At 70.8% G+C, this 21,461-nt stretch carries 23 protein-coding genes; 4 read left to right on the top strand and 19 right to left on the bottom strand.

Annotated features, from left to right (window positions below):
- Position 1: 1 nt before the first annotated feature.
- The 3 genes from plsX to R3F55_07480 all read right to left on the bottom strand — a co-directional run bounded on the left by plsX (position 2) and on the right by R3F55_07480 (position 2,352).
- Entirely contained in the window at positions 2-1,054 is a 1,053-nt protein-coding gene (gene plsX / locus R3F55_07490; protein MEZ5667263.1) for a phosphate acyltransferase PlsX, read from the bottom strand.
- A gap of 255 nt (positions 1,055-1,309) precedes the next feature.
- Positions 1,310-1,855, bottom strand: a complete 546-nt coding sequence (locus R3F55_07485) for a DUF177 domain-containing protein (protein MEZ5667262.1) — start codon at positions 1,853-1,855, stop codon at positions 1,310-1,312.
- The gene (locus tag R3F55_07480) at positions 1,852-2,352 is read right to left on the bottom strand and encodes a ubiquinol-cytochrome C chaperone family protein (GenBank protein MEZ5667261.1); all 501 of its coding nucleotides are present in this window, start codon (positions 2,350-2,352) and stop codon (positions 1,852-1,854) included. The genes R3F55_07485 and R3F55_07480 overlap by 4 nt, the downstream gene beginning before the upstream one ends.
- A 295-nt stretch (positions 2,353-2,647) precedes the next feature.
- On the opposite strand from R3F55_07480, the gene bamE reads away from it, so the two are divergent.
- On the top strand, positions 2,648-3,085 hold the full coding sequence (gene bamE / locus R3F55_07475) for an outer membrane protein assembly factor BamE (GenBank protein MEZ5667260.1): 438 nt from the start codon (positions 2,648-2,650) through the stop codon (positions 3,083-3,085).
- A gap of 122 nt (positions 3,086-3,207) precedes the next feature.
- Here bamE and R3F55_07470 read toward each other — a convergent pair whose 3' ends face one another.
- Positions 3,208-4,212, bottom strand: coding sequence for a peptidoglycan-binding domain-containing protein (locus tag R3F55_07470; GenBank protein MEZ5667259.1), 1,005 nt, complete (start codon positions 4,210-4,212; stop codon positions 3,208-3,210).
- 295 nt (positions 4,213-4,507) lie between these two features.
- On the opposite strand from R3F55_07470, the gene R3F55_07465 reads away from it, so the two are divergent.
- Positions 4,508-5,932: a D-alanyl-D-alanine carboxypeptidase gene (locus tag R3F55_07465; protein MEZ5667258.1), complete on the top strand. Its 1,425-nt coding sequence runs from the start codon at positions 4,508-4,510 to the stop codon at positions 5,930-5,932.
- Positions 5,933-5,944: 12 nt separating this feature from the next.
- Here R3F55_07465 and R3F55_07460 read toward each other — a convergent pair whose 3' ends face one another.
- The 9 genes from R3F55_07460 to R3F55_07420 form a co-directional block, all read right to left on the bottom strand.
- Positions 5,945-7,345 (bottom strand): phosphomannomutase/phosphoglucomutase, encoded by a 1,401-nt coding sequence (locus R3F55_07460; GenBank protein ID MEZ5667257.1) that lies wholly within the window; start codon positions 7,343-7,345, stop codon positions 5,945-5,947.
- 6 nt (positions 7,346-7,351) lie between these two features.
- Complete coding sequence (gene galU, locus R3F55_07455) at positions 7,352-8,248, bottom strand: UTP--glucose-1-phosphate uridylyltransferase GalU (GenBank protein ID MEZ5667256.1); 897 nt, start codon at positions 8,246-8,248, stop codon at positions 7,352-7,354.
- A gap of 25 nt (positions 8,249-8,273) precedes the next feature.
- The gene (locus R3F55_07450; protein MEZ5667255.1) at positions 8,274-8,987 is read right to left on the bottom strand and encodes an RES family NAD+ phosphorylase; all 714 of its coding nucleotides are present in this window, start codon (positions 8,985-8,987) and stop codon (positions 8,274-8,276) included.
- Positions 8,984-9,421 (bottom strand): MbcA/ParS/Xre antitoxin family protein, encoded by a 438-nt coding sequence (locus tag R3F55_07445; protein MEZ5667254.1) that lies wholly within the window; start codon positions 9,419-9,421, stop codon positions 8,984-8,986. Before R3F55_07445 ends, R3F55_07450 begins: the two co-directional genes overlap by 4 nt.
- A 71-nt stretch (positions 9,422-9,492) precedes the next feature.
- The gene (locus R3F55_07440) at positions 9,493-9,918 is read right to left on the bottom strand and encodes a hypothetical protein (protein ID MEZ5667253.1); all 426 of its coding nucleotides are present in this window, start codon (positions 9,916-9,918) and stop codon (positions 9,493-9,495) included.
- A gap of 282 nt (positions 9,919-10,200) precedes the next feature.
- A complete protein-coding gene (locus R3F55_07435; GenBank protein MEZ5667252.1) occupies positions 10,201-10,914 on the bottom strand; it encodes a VWA domain-containing protein in 714 nt (237 codons plus the stop codon).
- 87 nt (positions 10,915-11,001) lie between these two features.
- Positions 11,002-13,080, bottom strand: coding sequence for a molybdopterin oxidoreductase family protein (locus R3F55_07430; GenBank protein ID MEZ5667251.1), 2,079 nt, complete (start codon positions 13,078-13,080; stop codon positions 11,002-11,004).
- A 102-nt stretch (positions 13,081-13,182) separates the two neighbouring features.
- Complete coding sequence (locus tag R3F55_07425; GenBank protein ID MEZ5667250.1) at positions 13,183-13,806, bottom strand: TetR family transcriptional regulator; 624 nt, start codon at positions 13,804-13,806, stop codon at positions 13,183-13,185.
- A 1-nt stretch (position 13,807) separates the two neighbouring features.
- Entirely contained in the window at positions 13,808-14,230 is a 423-nt protein-coding gene (locus R3F55_07420; GenBank protein ID MEZ5667249.1) for an ester cyclase, read from the bottom strand.
- 158 nt (positions 14,231-14,388) lie between these two features.
- On the opposite strand from R3F55_07420, the gene R3F55_07415 reads away from it, so the two are divergent.
- A complete protein-coding gene (locus R3F55_07415; GenBank protein ID MEZ5667248.1) occupies positions 14,389-15,090 on the top strand; it encodes a DUF3592 domain-containing protein in 702 nt (233 codons plus the stop codon).
- A gap of 18 nt (positions 15,091-15,108) precedes the next feature.
- On the opposite strand, the gene R3F55_07410 is transcribed toward R3F55_07415, so the two are convergent.
- From R3F55_07410 to R3F55_07385, 6 genes are read right to left on the bottom strand one after another with little or no spacing between them, the layout of a single operon-like run.
- The gene (locus R3F55_07410; GenBank protein MEZ5667247.1) at positions 15,109-16,722 is read right to left on the bottom strand and encodes a glutamate synthase-related protein; all 1,614 of its coding nucleotides are present in this window, start codon (positions 16,720-16,722) and stop codon (positions 15,109-15,111) included.
- A gap of 32 nt (positions 16,723-16,754) precedes the next feature.
- The gene (locus R3F55_07405; protein MEZ5667246.1) at positions 16,755-17,045 is read right to left on the bottom strand and encodes a hypothetical protein; all 291 of its coding nucleotides are present in this window, start codon (positions 17,043-17,045) and stop codon (positions 16,755-16,757) included.
- A 3-nt stretch (positions 17,046-17,048) separates the two neighbouring features.
- Positions 17,049-17,810, bottom strand: a complete 762-nt coding sequence (locus R3F55_07400) for a hypothetical protein (protein MEZ5667245.1) — start codon at positions 17,808-17,810, stop codon at positions 17,049-17,051.
- Positions 17,807-18,871 carry a ferric reductase-like transmembrane domain-containing protein gene (locus tag R3F55_07395; protein MEZ5667244.1) on the bottom strand — a complete coding sequence of 355 codons (1,065 nt, stop codon included), beginning with the start codon at positions 18,869-18,871 and terminating at the stop codon, positions 17,807-17,809. The genes R3F55_07400 and R3F55_07395 overlap by 4 nt, the downstream gene beginning before the upstream one ends.
- A gap of 4 nt (positions 18,872-18,875) precedes the next feature.
- Complete coding sequence (locus R3F55_07390; GenBank protein ID MEZ5667243.1) at positions 18,876-19,028, bottom strand: hypothetical protein; 153 nt, start codon at positions 19,026-19,028, stop codon at positions 18,876-18,878.
- Positions 19,028-19,243: a hypothetical protein gene (locus R3F55_07385; protein ID MEZ5667242.1), complete on the bottom strand. Its 216-nt coding sequence runs from the start codon at positions 19,241-19,243 to the stop codon at positions 19,028-19,030. Before R3F55_07385 ends, R3F55_07390 begins: the two co-directional genes overlap by 1 nt.
- Before the next feature lie 216 nt (positions 19,244-19,459).
- Between R3F55_07385 and R3F55_07380 the strand changes: the two genes are divergently transcribed.
- On the top strand, positions 19,460-21,442 hold the full coding sequence (locus tag R3F55_07380) for a thiamine pyrophosphate-binding protein (GenBank protein MEZ5667241.1): 1,983 nt from the start codon (positions 19,460-19,462) through the stop codon (positions 21,440-21,442).
- Positions 21,443-21,461 lie beyond the last annotated feature (19 nt).

Below are 21,461 nucleotides of genomic sequence, written 5' to 3'. Positions count from 1 at the left end.
CTCACGACACCGCCGCCAGCAGGTGACCGCCTTCGCCGTCGGCATAGAGCTGTGCGAACTCCGCGCGGATCTTGTCGATGAACCCGTGCGTTGCCATCTCGATGCCGACCCCCATTGCCGTGGCGAAACCGAGCGGGTCGGAGCCGCCATGGCTCTTCACCACGATGCCGTTCAGGCCCAGCAGCACCGCGCCGTTGTAGCTGCGCGGATCGACCCGGCGACGCATCTTCTTCAGCGCATGGCGCGCGAACAGATAGCCGATGGCCGCGAAGAACGAGCTCTTGAACGCCTCGCGGATGAAGGCGCTGACCAGCCGCGCCGTTCCCTCGGCCGTCTTCAGCGCGATATTGCCGGTGAAGCCGTCGGTGACAATCACGTCGACGGTGCCCTCGGCGATGTCGTTGCCCTCGATGAAGCCGTGGAACGCGATGGGCAGCTTGGTCTCGCGCAGGAACTGGGCGGCCTGGCGCAGGGATTCGTGCCCCTTCAGTTCCTCCGCGCCGATATTGAGCAGACCGACGGTCGGATCGACCCGGCCGAGCACCGTGCGGGCGAACAGCTCGCCCATCACGGCGAACTGGACCAGGTTGTCGGCGTCGCACTCCACGTTGGCGCCGAGATCCAGCATCACGCTCTCGCCGCGCAGGGTCGGAAAGAACGAGGCCATCGCCGGACGGTTGATCTGCGGCATGGTGCGCAGGATGAACTTCGCCAGCGCCATCAGCGCGCCGGTATTGCCGGCCGAGACCGCAGCATCCGCCTCGCCCGCACGCACCGACGCGATCGCCTGCCACATGCTCGAATCGCGGCCGCTGCGCAGCGCGGTCGACGGCTTGGTGTCGTTGCCGACCGTGCCGAGCGCGTGGCGCACGGTGGCGCACTTGTCGAGGATCTTGGCGCGCTCCAGCAGTGGCGCGATCTGTTCCTTGTCGCCGAACAGGATGAAATTGACGTCGGGATAGCGCTTGCGGGCGATGCTGCAGCCGCGAATGACCATCCGTGCGCCCCGATCGCCGCCCATCGCATCGACGGCAATGGTGATCTGCTTGCTCAACCGGGGCTCCGTCCGCCAAATCCTGTCCGTCGGCTCGACTTGGGCCAGCCGAAATGCCGCGCCGCGTCTACCTGGAATAGTCTAAGAGACCGAGGTTAGGCGAGCAATCGCGACGAAAGCGCGACCGCCGCGGTGCATCCGCGACCACGCCGCGACACCAGGGCGGCCTCGCCAACGAGAACCGCAGCGGTTTAGACGAAAACGCAGGCTGTCTCAAGTCCGGCGGCCGCGACAAGGCAAGCGGCGGTGCGGGCGTCAGTCCGGTTCGCGGCGGCGCAGTTGCGCCAGCTTGGCGAACGGACCGTCTGCCGCCGCCCCCCCCTCGCCGGCCGCCTCCGCGTCGAGCGCCGCCCCCGGCGCGCGCGGATAGGGGTTCATCGCAAGCGACAGCTGCTGGGCCAGCCATTCGCCCAGCTCGATCTGGCCATCGACGATCGGCTCGGGCGTGTCGCTGTCGTCGTCGGGATCGACCAGCACCTCGGACTCCGCCGGCTCGAGCGGCTGGCCGGTGAAGCGGCCCTCGACGGCGCAATCCACCGTCTCCGCGACCGGTTCCAGCGTGACGACGCACAGCTGCACCACGCGGGCGGCCAGCGTGGCGAAGACCTCGATGTCGCCGTCCCGCCGCCGGCTCAGCCGCACATGGGCGTGCAGTGCGTCGACCGACGGAATGTCGAACCGTGTGGCCAGCGCGGCGCGCACGGCGGGCTCGGCCTCGACCTCCAGCTCGAGCGGTCGTTCGGCGACACGGTCGGCGGCGATCCGCAGCGGCCATTCGCTCTGCGGCGACGGCGCGGTCACGCCGGCCGCTCCCCGGCGGCGGCGCGATAGGCGTCGTCGGCCTCGTGCATGCGGGCCCTGCCTGCCGCGAGATCGACGTCGGTGGCGGCACCGAGCGCATCCATCTGCCGGCCGGCATAGGCGGCCAGGCGCCCGGCCGCGGCGTCGGCCGCCGGCTGGTCCGCGAACATCGTGCGGGCCAGCACCGCGCGCAGCGCTGCGGGCCCCTCGTCCGCCGCGGTCAGGTAGCTGTGCAGCTGGCCGTTCAGCGCATGGACCATGTACTTCACCCGTTTGGCGACGCCGATGTCGCCGGCCCCCATCTCGCGCAGGTTGTTGTCCATGTCGCGCACGAAGCAGTCCAGCAGAGCCTGCACCAGCCCGGCGCCGGCGGCGCCGGCGACGCGCGCCCGTCGGATCATGAAGAACAGGTGCAGCACCAGCATGTCGAAGCGCCCGTCGACATCGTCGGCAACCCGGTCCGGCCCGTAGTGCGCCGGCGCGCGCGCGACCGCCACGCAATGATCGTAGGCCCGCTTGGCGCGCCGGTCCTGCCTTGACCAAAGGGCCAGTATGTTGCGAACAATGGCCATCTCTGCCACGCGAAGCTGCCGAGTCCCGCCGAGCGGACACGACGTTCTGGCCGGTCGACGCTCGGTCCGCGCGGCACCATGCGGCGCGGCGCGGCCAGCGCTACATAGGTTGACATCCCGGGGCGCGCAACCGACATTCTGGCGCGCCGCGGCCCGGGTGGTCGGCTGTGCGGTCGGATGGGCCGCGACGCCGACGGGCCGGCAAGCGACAGGGGGCACCATGCAGTTCGGCAAAACGGCGATGGTCTTGACCGCGCTGGGCGCGTGCGCGCTCGCTTCGGCATGCGAAGGGGTCGTCGACCGGCGCGGCTATCGGGCCGAGCAGCGCGACGTGCAGCAGATCCAGATCGGCACCAGCACCGAGCAGGACGTGCTGACCATCATGGGCACGCCGACGGTGCGCAGCACGTTCGACGAGAACACCTGGTACTATATCGGGTCCGAGACCGAGACCTGGGCCTTCATGCGGCCCGAACTGGTCGACCGCAACATCATCGAGGTCCAGTTCGACCCGGCCGGCTATGTCGCGGCGATCGAGACTTACGGCGCGGAAATCGCACAGGACATCGATCCGGTCGACCGGGAAACGCCGACCCGCGGCAACCGCGTGACCTTCATCCAGCAGTTCCTCGGCAACCTCGGCCGCTTCAACAAATAGCGTCCGCCCGCGGCGGCGCATCGGCGCCCTGCCCCGCCGTCTGCAGTTCCGCCAACGCCACAAACGAAAGGCGCGCCCGAAGGCGCGCCTGACCGTGCCGATCCGCCCGAGCGGCGCGCGGCTCAGTTGATCTGGAACTTGCCGTCGGCACCGACGCGGATGTCGAAGGCCTGCAGCGGGCCGTCGCCGCTGCGCGCAGCCGCGCGCTGGGCCTCGGTCAACTGCGACAGCGGATTGAACATCACGTTGGTGAAATCGAGCTGGCCCAGCATGCCTGGGAATGTGATGCGGTCCCACCGGTCCGACGGATAGGTCCAGGCGTTGACCGTGAACGTGCCGCGGCGGCAGGCGCTGACCACCCAGAAATGGCCGTCCGACGGCAACACGGTGCCGGACGGCAGCGGCGACGAGGTGAAGCCGCTGGACATCAGCGTCTCGATCAGCGAGTTGCGCTCGAACGGCGCCAGCCCGTTGATCGACCGCTTGCCGCTGATGCGGCCCATCAGCCGTGCCGGATCGCCGGCGATCCGGGTCGGGCCGCGCACGATGATGTTGAGCACCGCCGAGCCGTCGCTTGTGTCGGTCAACTCGTAGAGGCGCACGTGCTCGGTGTACTCGGCGTTGTAGACGAAGCGGTATTCGTCCGGCGACGAAGCCGTGCAGTGGGCCCGGATGTCTTCACCGGACAGGAAGGCCGTCCACGTGCCGGAGCCGGTGGTCGACGCCGCGACGCTGGACGGCGCGCCGGCCGACGCCGGGCGAACCGAAGCGGCCGGCGCGGGCGCCGCCGCGGTCGTGCTGTTGGCTGCCTGCGCCGCATCGTCGCGCGCCGACTTCTCGAACTGAAGCGCGCCCTGGGTGTCCACCGTCAGCGTGCCGCTGACCGGGACGCCCTGCTGAGTCTGGAACTGCTCCAGCGCGGAACGCGTGCGCGGCCCCATCAGGCCGTCGGCCGGGCCCGGATCGAAGCCGAGCGTGGCCAGCATCGACTGGGCCTCGCGCAGGGGCTCGCGGCCCTCCACGAGCGCATCGCCGACCGGTCCGCCGATCAGGGTGTAGCGCTCCGGCGCAGGCGCTTCGATAACCGGCGCCGGCGCCTCGGACTCCGTTCGGCTGCCCCCGCCCACGCAAGCAGACAGCGCGATGGCCGCAATAAGCGGCAGTGATTTTTTCACCATGGTCCGCAATATACCCAACCGGGTCCACCATGCAATCCGCATCGACATTACATCATTGTGGCGCGATTGTGGCGGCACCCCGATGCGATTCGCGACTGCTCCGGCGCGCGAAAAATTATTGAATCTTAATCAATTGCGGTGCTAACTCGGAGTCATGTCTGAGGCACATCCGATCAGGGTCGGCGCAGGATCGACGCCGGTTCGGCCGCGGCAATCCGCCGGTTCGGCCCGGCACCGGCGCACGATGCGCCCGGGGCGGCCAATCGCCGCGCTGGCGGCACTGCTGCTGCCGCTCGCATTGACCCTGCCGGCCGCCGCCGCACCGCGCTATGCCGACCTGGTTCTGGACGCGCAGACCGGCAACATCCTGCACGCGACCAACAGCGATTCGATCGTGCACCCGGCCTCGCTGACCAAGATCATGACGCTGTACATGGTGTTCGACGCCATCGAGTCGGGTCGGCTGTCGATGGACCAGAGCATCCCGGTGTCGGCGCATGCCGCCTCGATGCCGCCGTCGAAGCTCGGGCTGGCCGCCGGCTCGACGATCCAGGTGCGCGACGCCGTGCTGGCCCTGATCACCAAGTCGGCGAACGATATCGCGGTCGCGCTGGCGGAAGCCGTCGCCGGCAGCGAATCGGAATTCGGCCGCCGTGCCACCGCGCTGGCCCAGCAGTCGCTCGACATGCCGAGCTCGGTGTTCGTCAACGCGTCCGGCCTGCCGGATTCGCGCCAGGTCACCACGGCGCGCGACATGGTCAACCTGGCGATCCGCATCCGCGCACATTTTCCGCAGTATTATGGCCTGTTCGCAACCCGGTCGTTCACCTACCAGGGCGTCACCCACCAGAACCACAACAAGCTGCTGAACGACTATCCCGGACTCGACGGACTGAAGACCGGCTACATCAACGCCTCCGGCTTCAATCTGGTGGCGAGCGCGGAGCGCAACGGCAACCGCGTCTACGGCGTCATCTTCGGCGGCACCAGCGGCGACGCGCGCAACGCCCGCATGGTCGAACTGCTGGACTTCGGATTCGCCCACCTGCAGCCGGAGCCGGCCCGGCCGCCCTTCCCGCCCTCGGCCCGCTCCGGCGCAGGCGACATCGGCGGCCTGATCGCCCAGATCGACACGGCCTTTCCCGAACCCGCCGCCGGCCCGGCGGACGACGCCCTGATCCCGGTCGTCCCGTCGCCCGAGGGCGAGCCGATCGTGCGCTACGCCCAGTTGCTGACCTATGCCGGCCTCGACACGCCGCAGCCCAATCCGCGCCGCGGCGACGGGGCGCAATCGCGCGCCGACGTGCCGGCCACCAGCGTGCCGCTGCCGATCATCCTGGCCGCTCTGGATCCGGCGAAGACCGACACGGACAGCGCCGGCTCGAGCTGCGGCGCCGGCTGGGCGATCCAGGTCGGGGCCTATGCGGTTGCCGACATGGCGCGCAGCGCGGCCGACAGCGCACGCCAGCGCGGACCGCAGGCGCTGCGCGGAACCACGGTTGCGGTGATCGATTCGCCCTCCGGCAACGGCGTGCTGTTCCGCGCCCTGCTGGTCGGCCTCAACGACGGCACCGCGGCGGAGGATGCCTGCATCGCGCTCGCGGTGCAGGGCATCGACTGCCTGGCGCTGGCGCCCAACCCGGACCGCCCGCCGGCCACCTGCTCCTGACCGCGCCCGCGCTCAGGCGAAGGGCGACGCGATCCCGCTGCTGCCCAGCTGCCGGCTGATCGCCGCCTTCAGCCGCGAAAGCCCCGCCTCGCTGCCGGATTCAGCCCGCGCCACCAGCACCGGCTGGGTGTTCGACGCGCGCAGCAGCCACCAGCCGTCGGCTGTGTTCACGCGCACGCCGTCGATGGTGTCGACCTCGCCGGCGTCCGGGGCTGCCAGCAGGCGCTGCTTGACCTCGTCGATCACCGCGAACTTGCGCTGTTCCGGGCAGTCGATCCGCACCTCCGGGGTGTTGACCAGTTCCGGCATGCGGTCGCGGATGTCGGCCAGACTCTCGTCGCGCGCCGCCACCAGCCCGATCAGCCGGACCGCGGCATAGAGCCCGTCGTCGAACCCGTAGTAGCGGTCGGCGAAGAACAGATGGCCGCTCATCTCGCCGGCCAGCGGCGCCTGCGTCTCCGCCATCTTGGCCTTCAGCAGGGAATGGCCGGTCATCCACATCAGCGGCTTGCCGCCCAGTTCGGCGATGCGGTCGAACAGCATCTGGCTGGCCTTGACGTCGGCGATCACGGTCGCGCCCGGCCGGGTCGCCAGCACCTCCTCGGCATAGATCGACAGCAGCTGGTCGCCCCAGATGATCCGGCCGCGGCCGTCGACCGCGCCGAGCCGGTCGCCGTCGCCGTCGAAGGCGACGCCGAGGTCGCAGCCGTTGTCGCGCACCGCGGCCTGCAGCTGGACCAGGTTCTCGGCCACGGTCGGGTCCGGATGGTGATTGGGGAAGGTGCCGTCGATCGCCTCGTTCAGCAGGATGTGGGTGCCGGGCAGCCGCGCCGCCAGCCGCTGCATGATCGCGCCGGCCGAGCCGTTGCCGGCATCCCAGGCCACGGTCAGGCCGCGGCCGTCGCCGTAGCCGGCGACCAGCGCGTCGACATAGGCGTCGCTGACGTCGCGCCGTTCGTCCGACCCGGCGCCCGCCGTCCAGTCGCCATCGCCGGCGATGCGGCCCAGCTCCTGGATGTCGGCGCCGAAGAACGAGGCCTTGCCGATCATCATCTTGAAGCCGTTCATGTCCGGCGGGTTGTGCGACCCGGTAACCATGATGCCGCCCGCCAGGTCCAGCGATCGGACCGCGAAATACAGCATCGGCGTCGGGCCGAGCCCGACCCGGACCGCCCGTCCGCCGGCGTCGGCGATGCCGCGGACCACCGCGGCCTCGAATCCGGGCGAACTCTGGCGGCCGTCGTAGCCGACAGCGATGGCGGGCGATGCGTTGCCGCCGCGCCGGGCCACGATGGTGGCGAAGCCGCGGCCGATCGCATAGGCGTCGGCCTCGGCCAGGTCGCGGCCGACGGTGCCGCGGATGTCGTATTCGCGCAGGACGGTGGGATCGAATCGGTGGCTCTGGGGGGGCATGCTGCGTCAGTCCTTGTCGTTGCCGTCGAGCAGGGCCAGCAGACGTGCGCGCACGTCGGCCCCGATCTCCGGATGGTTGAGGCCATAGGCGGCGTTCGCCTCCACATAGCCCGTCTTGTCCCCACAATCGAACTGTCGGCCTGCATAGATCAGGCCATGGAAAGGCTGCCGGCCGATCAGGTGCGCCATGGCATCGGTCAGCTGGATCTCGCCGCCGGCGCCGGGGCCCTGCTCCGCCAGCATGGCGAACACCTCGGGCTGCAGGATATAGCGGCCGACCAGTGACAGATTGGAGGGCGCCTCGCCCGGCTTCGGTTTCTCGACCATGCCCGTCACCTCGACCGTGCGGCCGTCGACGGCACCGGTCGCGACCAGGCCGTAGCGGTGGGTGACCTCCCAGGGCACCTCCTCCAGCGCCACCACGTTGCCGCCCAGCCGGTCGTAGACCGCGATCATCTGGGCGAGGCAGCCGGGCTGCGCCTTGATGATCACGTCGGGCAGCAGCACCGCCACCGCGCCGTCGCCGACCGCGTGGCGCGCGCACCACACCGCGTGGCCCAGCCCCTGCGGGCTCTGCTGCCGGGTATAGATGATGCGGCCCGGCTCCGGCACGAAGTCCGCCGCGGCGGCCAGCGCGGCATCCTTGCCGCGGCTGCGCAACGCCGTCTCCAGCTCGAACATGTGGTCGAAATGGTCCTCGATCGCGCTCTTGCCGCGGCCGGTGACCAGCACGATACGCTCGATGCCCGCCGCCAGCGCCTCCTCGACGACGAATTGCAGCACCGGCTTGTCGACCACCGGCATCAGCTCCTTCGGGATCGCCTTGGTCGCCGGCAGCACCCGCGTACCCAGGCCGGCGACCGGAAGGATCGCGGCGGTGATCGGTCGGTTCTGCGTGCTCATCTGGTCCTTCCGTCGGGGTCGCGGCCTACAGGGCGGTCGCCTTGGTAACGCTGACTCGGCCCTCGCGATCCCAGGCATAGTCAAACTGGCCGCCCTGCACCACCGGCCTCGGCACGTCGGACGGCCAGAACAGGCACACATTCCGGCCGCGGGCGCGACGCACGCTGTCATAGGTCAGCCCGGCGCAGCGCGGCGACGGCGCCGGGCTCTGCGGCCAGCGCAGCGCCGCGGCGAAGGCCTGCGACACCGGATAGTGCGCGGGATCGGGATCGTAAAGATCCGGCCGCTCGGCGGCCATGCCGCGGATGTCGGCCAGTTCGAGGTCGAGGTCGGCCATCAGCTCGCGCACCTGGACGCGATTGGGGAAGCCCGCTTCCGACATGCGCAGCCGCCGCTCGTTGTGGAATACGGTCTCGGCGATCGCCGTCTCCAGCTCCAGCGCCGCATACCAAGCGCCGAGGCGGCGGTCGTGGAAACGGCCGCCGCGCTCGTCGGTGTGCAGGAAGGCGGCCATCACCAGGCTGGCGGTCGGCCCGGCCAGCAGCTCGTCGGGATAGAGCAGCGCCAGCCGGTCCGCCGCCTCGCCCAGCCGCGGGTTGGTCGCCATCTCCAGCTGGAAGGCGACGCGCAGGTCTTCCGGATCGTCGGTCAGGTCGTCGAACACGCCGACGGTCGGATGCCGGCTCGCGATCAGGCGGTGGCTGCGCCCGGCCACCACCGCCCGCGGCAGGTCTGTCATTGCAGCCCGCGCCAGGCGTCGAGATAGCGACGCACGGCATAGAGATCGCCGATTCCGCCGGCCAGCATGCGCTCCAGCGGCGAACGGCCGCCGAACTCGAGGTCGCGGTTGGCCGCCCGCAGCCAGCGCTCGCCGGCGGCCTCGTCGGCGAACAGCAGCCGCAGCGCCTTGTGGATGCCGAGCAGCAGCGAGATCCGCTCCATCTGGTCGCGCGACAGCGTCCCGGCCCGGCCCTTGACCCAGTTGTAGTAGGTCGGCCGCGGCAGTTCGCCGAGCAGCGCGCAGCGATCGGCGACACCGAGCCGCCAGCGCTCGGCCAGCCGCAGGAACAGGCGGATCGCGGCCGGCGTCATCGCCTCGCGGGTGTCGCGCTGCCGCAGCGCGCCGGCCGGCAGGGCCTCGGCGGCCAGTGCGGACGATGCAAGGGCGGGCATCGGCCCCTCCTGTTGTTCAGATCAATAGATAATGTATCATTTTAGACAGGCGATTGCAAGACAGGCTCCGGTCAGCCGAGCAGCAATTCGCGCGCCTCGTTGATCTTGGCTGCCAGCCAGCTCGACCCGCCGGCATCGGGGTGGTTGCGCCGGATGGCGGCGCGATAGGCCGCCTCGATCTCGTCGCGGCTCGCCTCGGCGCCGACGCCGAGCACCTCGCGGGCCTCCTCCAGCGTCATTCGCGCAGTCCCGCTGGCGGCGCGATCGGCCCGCCCGTCGGCACCGCCCGCTCGCCATCCGGGGCCATGCACGCGGTCGAGATAGGCCTCCAGCACCTGCTTCGACTGGGCGTCGCCGGTAACCTCGTCCAGCAGCTGCCGCAGGTCCGCCGGCGACAGGTCCGACAGCGCCGTGCCCTGGAACCGGCCCGCGATCACGGTGCCGTCGAGCGCGCCGCTGGCATGGTCGAGCGTCATGTCGAGATAGCGCGTCCGCACGCCGATCGGGCACGGCCCCCGGACTGCGCGCCGCCTCCGCCGGCGCGGCGGCCTGCGCCAGCAGCCAGATCACTGGCACGAGGATGGCGAGGATCGCGGCCCCCACCGGCGCGCGCCCGGTGAACAGGAAGAACGCGGCCGCCACCAGCCCCACCCCGCCGAAGGCAACAGGGCGGCCTTCCTGACCTCCTCCGCGGTGGCCGCCATGTACCAGCGGCCAACCAGGAACAGCCCGATCACCAGTCCGACGCCGAGAATCAGATAGGGCATCGCCGTCAGCCGTCAGCCGCGCGCGCCGAGCTGGCTGGTCAGCAGGCGCACCGCCTCCGGCGCGCGCCGGCCGTAGTCCTCGAGCGCCGGTCGGCCGCCGGCGGCGTAGACCGCCACCGCGCGCAGCAGCTCCGACAGGCGCGCGGCGCTGGATTCGTCGAACGGGCAATAGGCGCCGCCGGTGAGCTTGGCGATCTGCTGAAAGGCCGGGCGCGCGGCGGCATTGCCGATCTCGTGGAACACGAAGACGGGCAGACCGACCAGCCCCAGCTTGCCGGCAACGTGGCAGACGTCGTCGACGTCGTCCTCGATGCAGTCGCCGACGAAGATCATCGCGTCGACCTTGCGCTTGCGGGCCTCCCGGCCGGCGTGGCGCAGCAGGCGGCCGATCTGGGTGCGGCCGCCCAGGCAGGTGACCCGGGTCATCTCGCGCAGCAGCGCCGCGCTGTCCGACGTCCAGTTCGTCGCCGTGAGTTCGCCGAACCCGCGGTAGTAGGCCAACTGCATCGCCAGGCCGCCCAGCGCCGCCGTCTCGCGGAACATCTCCGCCTGGATCTGACAGGCGCGATCCCAGGTCCGCTCGCGGCTGGCGGTGGCGTCGAGCCCGAAGATCAGGCGCCCCTGCCTGCCGTCCGCGCCGCGCGGCAGGCGTTCGATATCGCGCAGGAATGCGTCGATCTCGGCATGGCTGGATGTCGTGGTCGGCAGGTTGTCGGATTTTCCCATCGGCCGCCCGTGCGTGGCATCTCCCGGCAATCGTATCATGCCTGTTAGATGGTAGGTGCGCGCCCGCAGGACCACCTCTGTCGGCGGTCAGGCCGCGCGAATCCAGACCGCGGTGTCGTGGAACACCGCGCCGCCGCCCGGCAGGCCCGGATCCGCGCTGGTCAGCGCGTTGATTCCGATGCCCTCGACAAAGGCGGCGTTGGGCCAGATGCTCTCCACCACCACCACGCCGCGCTGCAGCCCGTCGAACGCCATCGCGTGCAACGCCACGGTGCCGCGGTCGTTGCCGAGCCTGACCAGGTCGCCGTCGGCCAGGCCCAGCGCCGCCAGGTCGTCGGGGTGGATACGGGCGCACGGGCGCCCTTCCCGCTTCCGGCTGGACGGCGTCTCGGTGAAGCTGGTGTTCAGATATTGCCGGGCCGGCGCCGCGACCATGCGGAACGGGCGCTCTGCGCCCGCGGCGTCGTAGACCGTATTGTGATCGGGCAGCGCCGACGGCCGGCCGCCTTCCGCGCCCATCGCGGACCAGTCGGCGCGGAAATGCCACCTGCCGTCGGCGTGGCCGAAACCGTCGAGGAAGTGCGCCGTCTCGAACGGCAGCGCCATGTCGATCCACTTGCGGGCGGCGAAGTCTGCCGCATCCGGCAGGCCGCTGGCGCGCAGGGTGGCGTCCAGCACCTCCCAGTCGCTCATCGCGAAGCCGGGATGCTCGGCGCCGAGCCGGCGGGCCAGGGCGCAGATCACGTCGTGGTTGGAGCGGCACTGACCCAGCGGCTCCAACACCTTGCGCGCGAACTGCAAGTGGGTGTGGCCGCCCGAGGTGTAGATGTCGTTGTGCTCCAGGAAGGTAGTCGCCGGCAGCACCACGTCGGCCATCGCGGCGGTCTCGGTCATGAACTGCTCGTGGACGCAAACGAACAGGTCCTCGCGCAGGAAGCCTTCGCGCACCTTCGCGCTTTCCGGGCAGACCACGACGGGATTGGTGTTCTGGATGAACAGCGCGGTGACCGGCGGGCCGTCGCCGAGGTCGCGGCGGTCGCCGGTCAGGATCGGCCCGATCCGCGACTGGTCGAGCGCGCGCACCGCCGGGTCGAACCGGTCCAGCCCCTGGATCAGCGTCTTGTCGAACTTGTAGAAGTGCGGATAGCCGTTGGCGTACAGCGCGCCGCCGCCCTTGTGGCGCCACTTGCCGGTCACCGCCGCCAGGCAGGCCGCCGCGTGCATGTTGGCCGCCCCATTGCGGGCGCGGCTGAAGCCGTAGCCGAGCCGCAGGAATGCGCGCTCGGTGCCGCCGTAGAGCGCGGCGAAGGCCTCGATCTCGTCGACCGACAGCCCGGTGATCGGCGCCGCCCAGTCCGGATCGCGGGCCTGCACGTGGGCGGCCAACGCGTCGGGGTCGTCGGTATAGCGGCGCATGTAGTCCCAGTCGGCATGGCCGTCGCGGAAACATGCATGCATCACGGCGCAGGCTAGCGCCGCGTCGGTGCCGGGCCGCAGCATCAGGTGCATGTCGGCCGCCTCGGCGGTGCCGGTTCGGTAGGGATCGACCACCACGAGCCTGGCGCCGCGCTTCTTCCGGGCCTGGGCGACATGGGTCATCACGTTGACCTGGGTGGCCACCGGGTTGCCGCCCCAGATCACGATCAGGTCGCTGTCGGCCATCTCGCGGGAATCGACGCCGCGCTTGATGCCGGCGCCGGCCAGCCAGCCGGCGTCGGCCAACGCCACGCAGATCGTGCTGTACTGCCGCGAATAGCCCATCACATGGCGCAGGCGGTCGATGCCGTCGCGATGCAGGTGCCCCATGGTGCCGGCGTAGAAATACGGCCATACCGCCTCCGGCCCATGCACCGCGGCCGCGCGCTGCAGCGCGTCGGCAACCCGGTCCAGCGCCTCGTCCCAGCCGATCGGCACGAAGCCCGCGCGGCCCTCGCCCTTGGCCCCGGTGCGCAGCAGCGGTTCGGTCAGCCGCTCCGGATGGTTCTGGCGCTCGGCATAGCGCGCCACCTTGGCGCAGACGACGCCGGCGGTGTAGCTGTTCGCCGCCGCGCCGCGGACCTTGCCGATGGTGTGCGCGTCCAGCCGCTCCACCTCCAGCGCGCAGGTGCTGGGGCAGTCGTGCGGGCAGACCGACGGGACGAAGGCGGATTCGGGATCGCGCGGCATGCTGGGCCCTTGGGTTGCGGCGTGCCGGGGCGTTGCCGAGGCCGCCACGGGCCCGCAGCATCGCCGATGCGGCCGCCGGACTTCAAGCGGAGGCTGATCGCGTCAGCGTGAGCGGCAGCCGGGTTCGTCGCGCGCGGCCGCCACCAGCGCCCGGATCGCCCAGCGCTTGACCTGGCGCGCCTTGTCGTCGTCGAGCTGCAGCACGTCGCGGCACACGATCATCGCCTCGGTGCCGATCACCAGCGCCAGCGCGGCCGTCAGCATCTCCAGCTCTTCGGCCCGCAGCGCGTCGCCGGCCGGTGCGAGCGCCGCCTCGATCAGCGGCGTGCGCCGGTCCTGGCGCACCGGCATCGCGGCGTCGCCCTCCTTGGCGCGCCGCTCCAGCGCATTGGCCAGCATCAGCCGCAGCGGCACCTCGTTGGCCGCGATCATCGCGTCGAAGGCGTCGTCCACCCGCTCCAGGCGGCCGACCGGATCCCGCGCAGGGCCGTCGGCAAACACCGCCTGCGCCTCCGGCGAGGCCACGTCGAACGCCGCCTCGACCAGCAGAGCCTCGACGCTGGGGAAATAGCGGTAGGCGGTGGCGCGGGAAACCTGGGCCTCCGCCGCCACCGCCTCCAGGCTCGGCGTTTCGCCGCGTGCCAGCAGCAGCGCAGCCGCCTGCAGCAGATCCTTCCGGGTGCGCCGGCGCTGGCGCCAGCGCCCGGTGCGGGCCGCCTCCGCCATCTCAGTCCTGAGCGAGCTGCTGCAGCACGGCCGCCATGTCGATCCAGACGTTCTCGCGGCTGATGTCGCCGGACGGCGCGAACTCGATCACATGCAGCAGGCGGAACTGCAGCGGGCGTCCGCGGCCCTCCAGCCCGAATGGCCGGCCCGGCGCGCTGCCCTGCCATACCGATTCGTCGACCAGGAAATCCGTGCCATAGAGCCGCTTGACGCAGGTCACCTTGCCGTCGGCGAGGTCGGCGAACAGCGTGTCGTAGAACGGCCGTGCGCCCTCGCGGCCGCGGGTCGGACCGCCGGGCCACCCGACGATGTCGTGCTCCACATCCGGCGACAGCGTCGCCAGCACGCCGTCCACATCGTCCCGCGCCTCGAAGCCGAAATGCGCGTCGATCCTGTTGTCCATCTCTTCCTGCGACAGGGCCACGATCGGGTTCCTTCCATGACCAGGGCTGCGATGGTGTCTACATAATGAGACTATCGTCTCATTACAAGAAGAATGTATCGGAGAATTCGGTTGAGGGTGGACGCACGCCCCTGCCGCCGGCACTGTGCCGGCCCGCCACCTCGTCGACGGAATCCCGGATGCTCGGACTGTTCATGCGCTACCGCGGCTGGATCGCGGCCATACCCCTCGCCCTCGGCATCGGCATCGTCTTCGTCAGCCTGACCATCGCCGACGACGCGGCGCGGCTCGACGACGAAGGCGTCGCCGCCGAGGCCACGATCATCGGCAAGCGCGAGGTCGAGCGCCGGACCGGCACCAACAGCTCGAACCGGCGCACCGACTACGAGCTGCGCTACCACTTCCCGGTCGGCGGCGGCGCGTTGCACTACGGCACGCGCGACGTCTCGCGCGATTTCTTCGATGGCGTCGCGGTCGGCGACACCGTGCCCGTGCGCTATCTGGCCGACGACCCGGACCTGAACGAGATCGAGCCTGGCGCGGTCAACGAGAATGCCCTCTACGCCGGGATCTTCGGCGCGGTGCTGTTGCTGGGCGGCGCCCTCTTCGCCTGGCTGGTCGCCCGCAAGGCCTCGCGCGCCGCCGCGGCGATCGCCCGCGGCGTCCAGACGGATGCGACCGTGTTTGCCGTGGTCACCGCCAGCGGGGCCAATCACCTGCGGTTCCGCTATGCCGACGCCGCCGGCACGGAACACGAGGCGATGACGATGCTGAGCAAGCGCGCACGCCTGGCCGACATCGCGGAAGGCCAGACGATCCGCGTGCGCTACGACCCGCAACACCCGAAACGCGTGTTCTGGGAGCGCGATCTCGGCCTGTAGACCCGGCCGCGCCGATTCCTAGGGCGCGCCGACGCCGCCGTAGGCGATGCCGGCGAGGTCGGCCATCTCGCGTTTCCAGGTGGTCAGGTCGTCGGCCGCGAACTGGCTGAGATGACGGTGCCCGCAGGCCCGGGCCAGGATCTTCATCAGCTCGGTCGCCGCCTCCAGGAAGCGCGCCAGCCGGGCCGCCGACGTCTCGACGTCCTGCCGGGCGACCAGGTGCGGCTTCTGGGTGGCGATGCCGACCGGGCAGTTGTTGGTGTGGCAGGCGCGCATGCCCAGGCAGCCGATCGCCTGCAGCGCGGCATTCGATACCGCGACGGCGTCGGCGCCGAGCGCCAGCGCCTTGGCGAAGTCGGCCGGCGTCCGGAGCCCGCCGGTTATGACCAGGGTCACGTCGCTGCGGTCGAGCCGGTCGAGATGGCGGCGCGCACGGGCCAGCGCCGGGATAGTCGGCACCGAGATGTTGTCGCGGAACAGGGTCGGCGCCGCACCGGTGCCGCCGCCGCGCCCGTCGAGGATGATGTAGTCGACCCCGACTGCCAGCGCCGCGTCGATGTCCTTCTCGATGTGTTGCGCCGACAGCTTGAAGCCGATCGGGATGCCGCCGGTGGCGTCGCGCACCTCGTCGGCAAAGGCCCTGAACTGCGCCGGCTCGGTCCAGTCCGGGAAGCGGGCCGGCGAGACCGCCGATTCCCCGACCGGCAGGTTGCGTACCGCGGCGATCTTGCCGACCACCTTCGCGCCCGGCAGGTGGCCGCCGGTGCCGGTCTTGGCGGCCTGGCCGCCCTTGAAGTGGAAGGCCTGGCAGCGCTTGACCTTGTCCATCGAGAAGCCGAAGCGGGCCGAGGCGAGCTCGTAGAAATAGCGCCGGTTCGCCGCCTGCTCTTCCGGCAGCATGCCGCCCTCGCCGGAGCAGATGCCGGTGCCGGCCAGGTCGGCGCCCTTGGCCAGCGCCACCTTGGCCGGTTCCGACAACGCGCCGAAGCTCATGTCCGACACGAAGATCGGGATATCCAGCCGCAGCGGCCGTTGCGCATTCGGCCCGATGGTGACGTCGGAACCGACCGGCTCGTCGTCAAGCAGCGGCGCACGGTGCAGCTGGGCGGTGACGAACTGGATGTCGTCCCAGCTCGGCAGCTGCTGGCGGGCGACGCCCATCGCATCGACCACCCCATGGTGCCCGGTCTTCTTCAGGCCGCTGCGGGCATAGCCCTGGATCAGCTTGACGTGCGGCTCCTCCGGCGCGCCATGCACGTCGGCATAGAGGCCGAGATAGCCGGCGCGGTCGAACGGCTGCGGGTGCGCCTCGGCCCAGGTAGCGATCTCGTCCTCGTCGACCCACACCTGCCCGTCCTCGATCCAGTTGGCGAAGCGGGCCAGCACCTCGTGGTTGTTGTATTCGCTGACGCCGGTGTCGAGCCGGTAGTCCCAGTCGTGCAGGCCGCAGATCAGGTTCTCGCCGCGCACGGAGCCGTCGGCCAGCAGCGCGCCGCGATGCAGGCAGCGCCCGTACAGCACCGAAACCTTGTCGTCATAGCGGGTGACGACCAGGTCGACATCGGCGACCAGGGCATAGGTCGGCTCGCGATCCTTGAGCTCCGCCCATAGCGCGACGGCGATCCTGTTCATCCCCTCTCCCTTTCGTTGTTCCGGCATCGGCGTCAATGCGCCGGCACGAGGCGGGCGCGGGCCCAGCCGACCAGCTTCTCCGCCGCCCACAGCAGCAGCACGACAAGCACCGCCGCGATCAGCCACTCGATGTCGCCCAGCCAGCGCAGCGCCGCCCGCGTGGCGCCGCCTTCCGGCGCGGTGCCGAACCAGCCGATCACCGCGTCGATATCGTCGGCGAGGCCGATCGGCAGATAGTCCATCACCGCCGACCAGCCGAACCAGATCAGCGCACCGACGACCGCCATCGCCGCCGCATCGATCGCCGCGCCCAGCCCGCGCATGGCTCAGAGGCCCTCGATGCCGTCGGCGGCGACGTGCATCACCAGCATGTCGTCGAGCGCGAACATCGCGCCCGACAGCGCCACCGGCAGCGACGTCCAGTCGAGGAACGCATCCAGCGCCGGGGCGCCGTCCGCGCCGACCAGCAGCACCATCGTCAGCGTCCCGTCCGGGCTGTGCACGGCCAGGGTCGGCGGGATGCCGCCCAGCAGGCAGCGATTGCCGCACATCATGTGCGGCTTGCCCTCGCCGGGGCGCATCGAGCCGAGATGGCATTTCGGGTCGACGATCTCGCCGACCAGGCGCTGATTGCCCAGCGGGCGCGCCGCGCCCGGCCGATAGCCCGCGGTCCGGTCGACCTCGACGATCGCGTCCTGGCTGGCGCGGATCTCGAACAGCAGCTGGCCGCCGCGCTCGTAGAGGCTGCCGGTGATCGCGACGGTCTCGCCGTCGAGCCCGGCAAGCCTGCCCTGCGCCCCGTTCTTGCCGGCGGTGACCATCAGCACCGCCCAGGGCCTGTCGTGGTCGGCATCGGGCGGCAGGCGCAGCATCGGATAGGGGTCGAGCTGGACCACGCCGGTCAGGGTGATCCGGCCGGGCAGCCGGCCGCCGTCGCCCGGATCGGCGTTGCCGATCGCCAGTGCCAGTGCGGCACCGCCAACGCCGCCCAGCAGCAGCGGCAGCAGCAGCCACAGGAACAGCGCCAGCCGGCCCGGCATGCACAGATAGCCGACGAAGAACGCGGTGCGGGCGGTATCGCCGCTCATCCGCCCGCGCCTTCCAGGGTGGGCAGCGGCACCAGCGTGCCCGGCGGCAGGGCGCGCGGATCGATCTCGATCACGCCGTTGCGGATGCGCAGGCGATAGGTCGACAGCTTCTCGGTGAAGGGCGCCGGCGCGCAGCCGTCCTCCAGCCTGTACTGGAAGCCGTGCCACGGGCAGGTCACGCAGCCGTCGAGGATACGGCCCTCGCCCAGCGGCCCGTTCTGGTGGGCGCACAGGTTGCTGATCGCGCCCAGCCGGGCGCCGTCGCGGAACACCGCCACCCGCTCGCCGCCGGGCAGCGCGACGGTCAGCGCGCGCCCGTCGGCCGGCGCGTTCGCCACCGCGGCGACGGGCAGCCAGCCGTCGCCGGTCTCGCGCCGCGCGTCGTCGCGGTCGGCGCGGCGTTCGCGCAGGCCGGCCGCCAGATGCAGCGGGATCACCACGGCGACGCTGGCGATCACCATCGCATATTCGAACAGGCTGGGCCGGCCCTGCCAGGCGCCCAGCGCCACATGCATCACCACCGCGGCGTAGGCGAGATACAGCAGCATGTGCAGCGCCTTCCACACCGGCGGACCGAGGAAGGCGAGCCAGAAATCGTGGCTGGTGGCGGCCATCACCAGCAGCACGGCGAAGGCGAACAGCCCCAGCATCTCGAACGGGAAGCCGGCGAATGAATCGTAGGCCGTGTTGCTGGACAGCAGCGAGACCCAGGGATCGACCGGCGCGAAACTGTGGTACCAGCCCAGCACCGCACTGAGATGGGCGCCGGCAACCACCGCGGTCAGCACGCCGAAATGGCGGCGGTTGTACAGCACCGGCAGGAAGCGGCGGTCGAGCCGGGCCAGCGGGCCGATGCTGAGGATGACCGTCATCATCAGGAAGGCGCAGCTGCCATAGGCGCGCATGCGCACGATGGCGGTATCGATCGGCCGCTCGGCGGTGCGCCACAGTGGCGCCAGCTGGGTGTAGGCCAGGATGTAGCCGATCACGCAGACGATCAGCACCAGGTCGTAAACCACCTTGTTGCGGTTCCACTGCACCGGCCGATAGGCGACGGACACCGGCCTACTCCCCCGAAGCCGCGGCGCGGATCGAATCGATTGCGGGGTCGGTCGGCACCGGACCGGACAGCAGCAGGGCGAGCGCAAGCCCCAGCGGAATGGCGACGGCCAGCACGACCCACAGCCGGGCGTGCGCCGCGCGATGGGCGCGCCGCATCAGCCGACTCCGCCGAATGCGCGCGCCGCCCAGCGCCACAGCACCAGCGGCCACAGCAGAACGATCCCGGGCACCAGCAGCACGCGGAACAGGTAGCTGCCGTGGGCAGCCGGATCGATGCGGCTGAGGCCGAACAGGATGAACGCGGCGGCGACGCCGAGTCCGATCCAGCCATACCAGCCGGCGATCGCGATGAGGGTCTGCGCGGTTGCCATGTCCCCTGGGCGTCGAGGGCGATTCGCAAAAGAGATGCCGGGCCGGGCCGACACGCAAGCTTAGCCGCATTTCGGCGGGGCGCAAATTCATCGCCGGCCTCGCCCGTTCACGCTTTCGCATATCGACTTGAACCGGGATGGCGCTCTGGCCGAACCTGGGCCAAGCCGATTGCCGGGCCGCCGGCCGCGCGGCAGCGACAGGGAGACGGATGGGACATGGCTGAACAGGCGCTGACCTGGCACAGGGTCGCCGGACCGGACGAACTGCCCGAGGGTCGGGTGAAATCGGCGACGGCCGGCGGGGTCACGGTCGCCCTGACCCGCTTCCAGGGCCGCTATGCCGCCATGGACAACCGGTGCCCGCACCAGGGCGGCCCGCTCGGCGAAGGCTCGATCGAGCCGGGGGTCGAGGGCAAGTGCTGGCTGCGCTGCCCGTGGCACGGCTGGGACTTCGACCCGCTGACCGGCCAGCCGCCGGGCGGGCACGAGGACAGCGGCCAGCGCACCTATCCGGTCGAGGTCCGCGACGACGGCATCTATGTCGGCCTGGACGCGGAACCCGCGCATGCCGAGACGGTGACCGACCTGATGGCGCGCACCATGGTCGCCTGGGGCGTGAAGCGCGTGTTCGGCATGGTCGGCCATTCCAACCTGGGCCTGGCCGACGCGCTGCGCCGGCGCGAGGCCGATGGCGAACTCGGCTTCATCGGCGTGCGCCACGAGGGCGCCGCCGCCTTCGCCTGCTCCGGCTATGCCAAGCTGGCCAACAGCCCGGCCGCATGCCTGGCCATCGCCGGTCCGGGCGCCACCAACCTGCTGACCGGCCTGTGGGACGCCAAGGTCGACCGTGCCCCGGTGCTGGCGCTGACCGGCCAGGTCAACGTGCAGGTGTTCGGCCCCGGCGCGTTCCAGGAGATCGACCTGGCCTCGGCCTTCGCGCCGGTCGCGCGGTTCAGCCAGACCGTGCTGCACAGCTCGAACCATGCCGAGCTGATGACGCTGGCCTGCAAGAACGCCGTGGTCGAGCGTGACGTCGCCCACCTGATCTTTCCGGACGACGTCCAGACTCTGAAGGCGGCCGACGGCCGCAAGCCGGGCGGTCCTGCCGGCCGCGTCGGCGACGACGCGATCATGCCGTCGGAGGCGGCGCTGGCGGCGGCGCTGGAGCGGGTCGCCGCGGCAAAGCGACCGGTCATCGTGGTCGGCTTCGGCGCCCGCCACGCCATGGCCGACATTGTCGCGCTGGCCGAAGCGCTGAACGCCCCCGTGCTGACGACCTTCAAGGCCAAGGGCCAGATCGCCGACAATCACCGGCTTGCCGGCGGCGTGCTCGGCCGCTCCGGCACGCCGGTCGCCAGCTGGTTCATGAACGAGGCCGACCTGCTGGTTGCCTTCGGCACGTCATTCTCCAACCATACCGGCATCGAGCCCTCCAAGCCGATCGTCCAGGTCGACTACGAGCGCATGCAGCTGGGCAAGTTCCATCCGGTGGCGGTGCCGGTGTGGGGCGAGGTCGGCGTCACCGCGCGGGCCCTGCGCCAGCGGCTGCCGGCTTCGCGTGCCGCCACCGACCAGGTCGCCGAACTGGCCGAACGATGGGCGACGTGGCGCGCGGAGAAGGAAAGCCGGGTCGCCGACGACCGCGGCAACGGCCTCAGCGCGGCCGCGCTGTTCGCGGCGCTCGGCCGCCAGGCGCCGCACGATGCGGTGATCGCGGTCGATGTCGGCAACAACACCTACAGCTTCGGCCGCTATTTCGAATGCCGCGGCCAGGCGGTGCTGATGTCGGGCTATCTGGGTTCGATCGGCTTCGGCTTCCCGGCGGCGATGGGCGCCTGGGCCGCGACCCGCGACTTCCCGGCGCTGGCCGGCCGCAAGGTGATCTCGATCAGCGGAGACGGCGGCTTCGGCCAGTACATGGCCGAGTTCACCACGGCGGTGAAATACGGGATGAACATCACCCACGTGCTGCTGAACAACAACGAGCTCGGCAAGATCTCGAAGGAACAGCGGGCGGGCAAGTGGCCGGTCTGGCAGACCGGCCTGCACAATCCCGGCTTCGCCGCCTTCGCCCGGCTGTGCGGCGGCCACGGCCGCAAGGTATCGCGCGGCGACGAGCTCGACGAGGCCATCGCGGAGGCGCTGGCGGTCGACGGCCCGGCCCTGGTCGAGGTCGCGGTCGACGCCGAACTGGTGTAGCACCCGCGCCGCCAGGCGC

Source organism: Alphaproteobacteria bacterium (genome assembly GCA_041396705.1).
In the GTDB taxonomy this organism is placed as follows: domain Bacteria; phylum Pseudomonadota; class Alphaproteobacteria; order CALKHQ01; family CALKHQ01; genus CALKHQ01.
The sequence above is the reverse complement of the archived record's forward strand: the minus strand, read 5'-3'. Positions and strand labels throughout refer to the sequence as shown.

Coding starts and splice junctions, on each gene's coding strand:
- R3F55_07385 (MEZ5667242.1), bottom strand. CDS start 19,243: ATGGCAACCGCGCAGACCCTCATCGCGATCGCCGGCTGGTATGGCTGG.
- R3F55_07465 (MEZ5667258.1), top strand. CDS start 4,508: ATGCGCCCGGGGCGGCCAATCGCCGCGCTGGCGGCACTGCTGCTGCCG.
- R3F55_07445 (MEZ5667254.1), bottom strand. CDS start 9,421: ATGCCCGCCCTTGCATCGTCCGCACTGGCCGCCGAGGCCCTGCCGGCC.
- R3F55_07410 (MEZ5667247.1), bottom strand. CDS start 16,722: ATGAACAGGATCGCCGTCGCGCTATGGGCGGAGCTCAAGGATCGCGAG.
- R3F55_07415 (MEZ5667248.1), top strand. CDS start 14,389: ATGCTCGGACTGTTCATGCGCTACCGCGGCTGGATCGCGGCCATACCC.
- R3F55_07380 (MEZ5667241.1), top strand. CDS start 19,460: ATGGCTGAACAGGCGCTGACCTGGCACAGGGTCGCCGGACCGGACGAA.
- R3F55_07430 (MEZ5667251.1), bottom strand. CDS start 13,080: ATGCCGCGCGATCCCGAATCCGCCTTCGTCCCGTCGGTCTGCCCGCAC.
- R3F55_07425 (MEZ5667250.1), bottom strand. CDS start 13,806: ATGGCGGAGGCGGCCCGCACCGGGCGCTGGCGCCAGCGCCGGCGCACC.
- R3F55_07435 (MEZ5667252.1), bottom strand. CDS start 10,914: ATGGGAAAATCCGACAACCTGCCGACCACGACATCCAGCCATGCCGAG.
- R3F55_07450 (MEZ5667255.1), bottom strand. CDS start 8,987: ATGACAGACCTGCCGCGGGCGGTGGTGGCCGGGCGCAGCCACCGCCTG.
- galU (MEZ5667256.1), bottom strand. CDS start 8,248: ATGAGCACGCAGAACCGACCGATCACCGCCGCGATCCTTCCGGTCGCC.
- R3F55_07405 (MEZ5667246.1), bottom strand. CDS start 17,045: ATGCGCGGGCTGGGCGCGGCGATCGATGCGGCGGCGATGGCGGTCGTC.
- bamE (MEZ5667260.1), top strand. CDS start 2,648: ATGCAGTTCGGCAAAACGGCGATGGTCTTGACCGCGCTGGGCGCGTGC.
- R3F55_07460 (MEZ5667257.1), bottom strand. CDS start 7,345: ATGCCCCCCCAGAGCCACCGATTCGATCCCACCGTCCTGCGCGAATAC.
- R3F55_07390 (MEZ5667243.1), bottom strand. CDS start 19,028: ATGCGGCGCGCCCATCGCGCGGCGCACGCCCGGCTGTGGGTCGTGCTG.
- R3F55_07400 (MEZ5667245.1), bottom strand. CDS start 17,810: ATGAGCGGCGATACCGCCCGCACCGCGTTCTTCGTCGGCTATCTGTGC.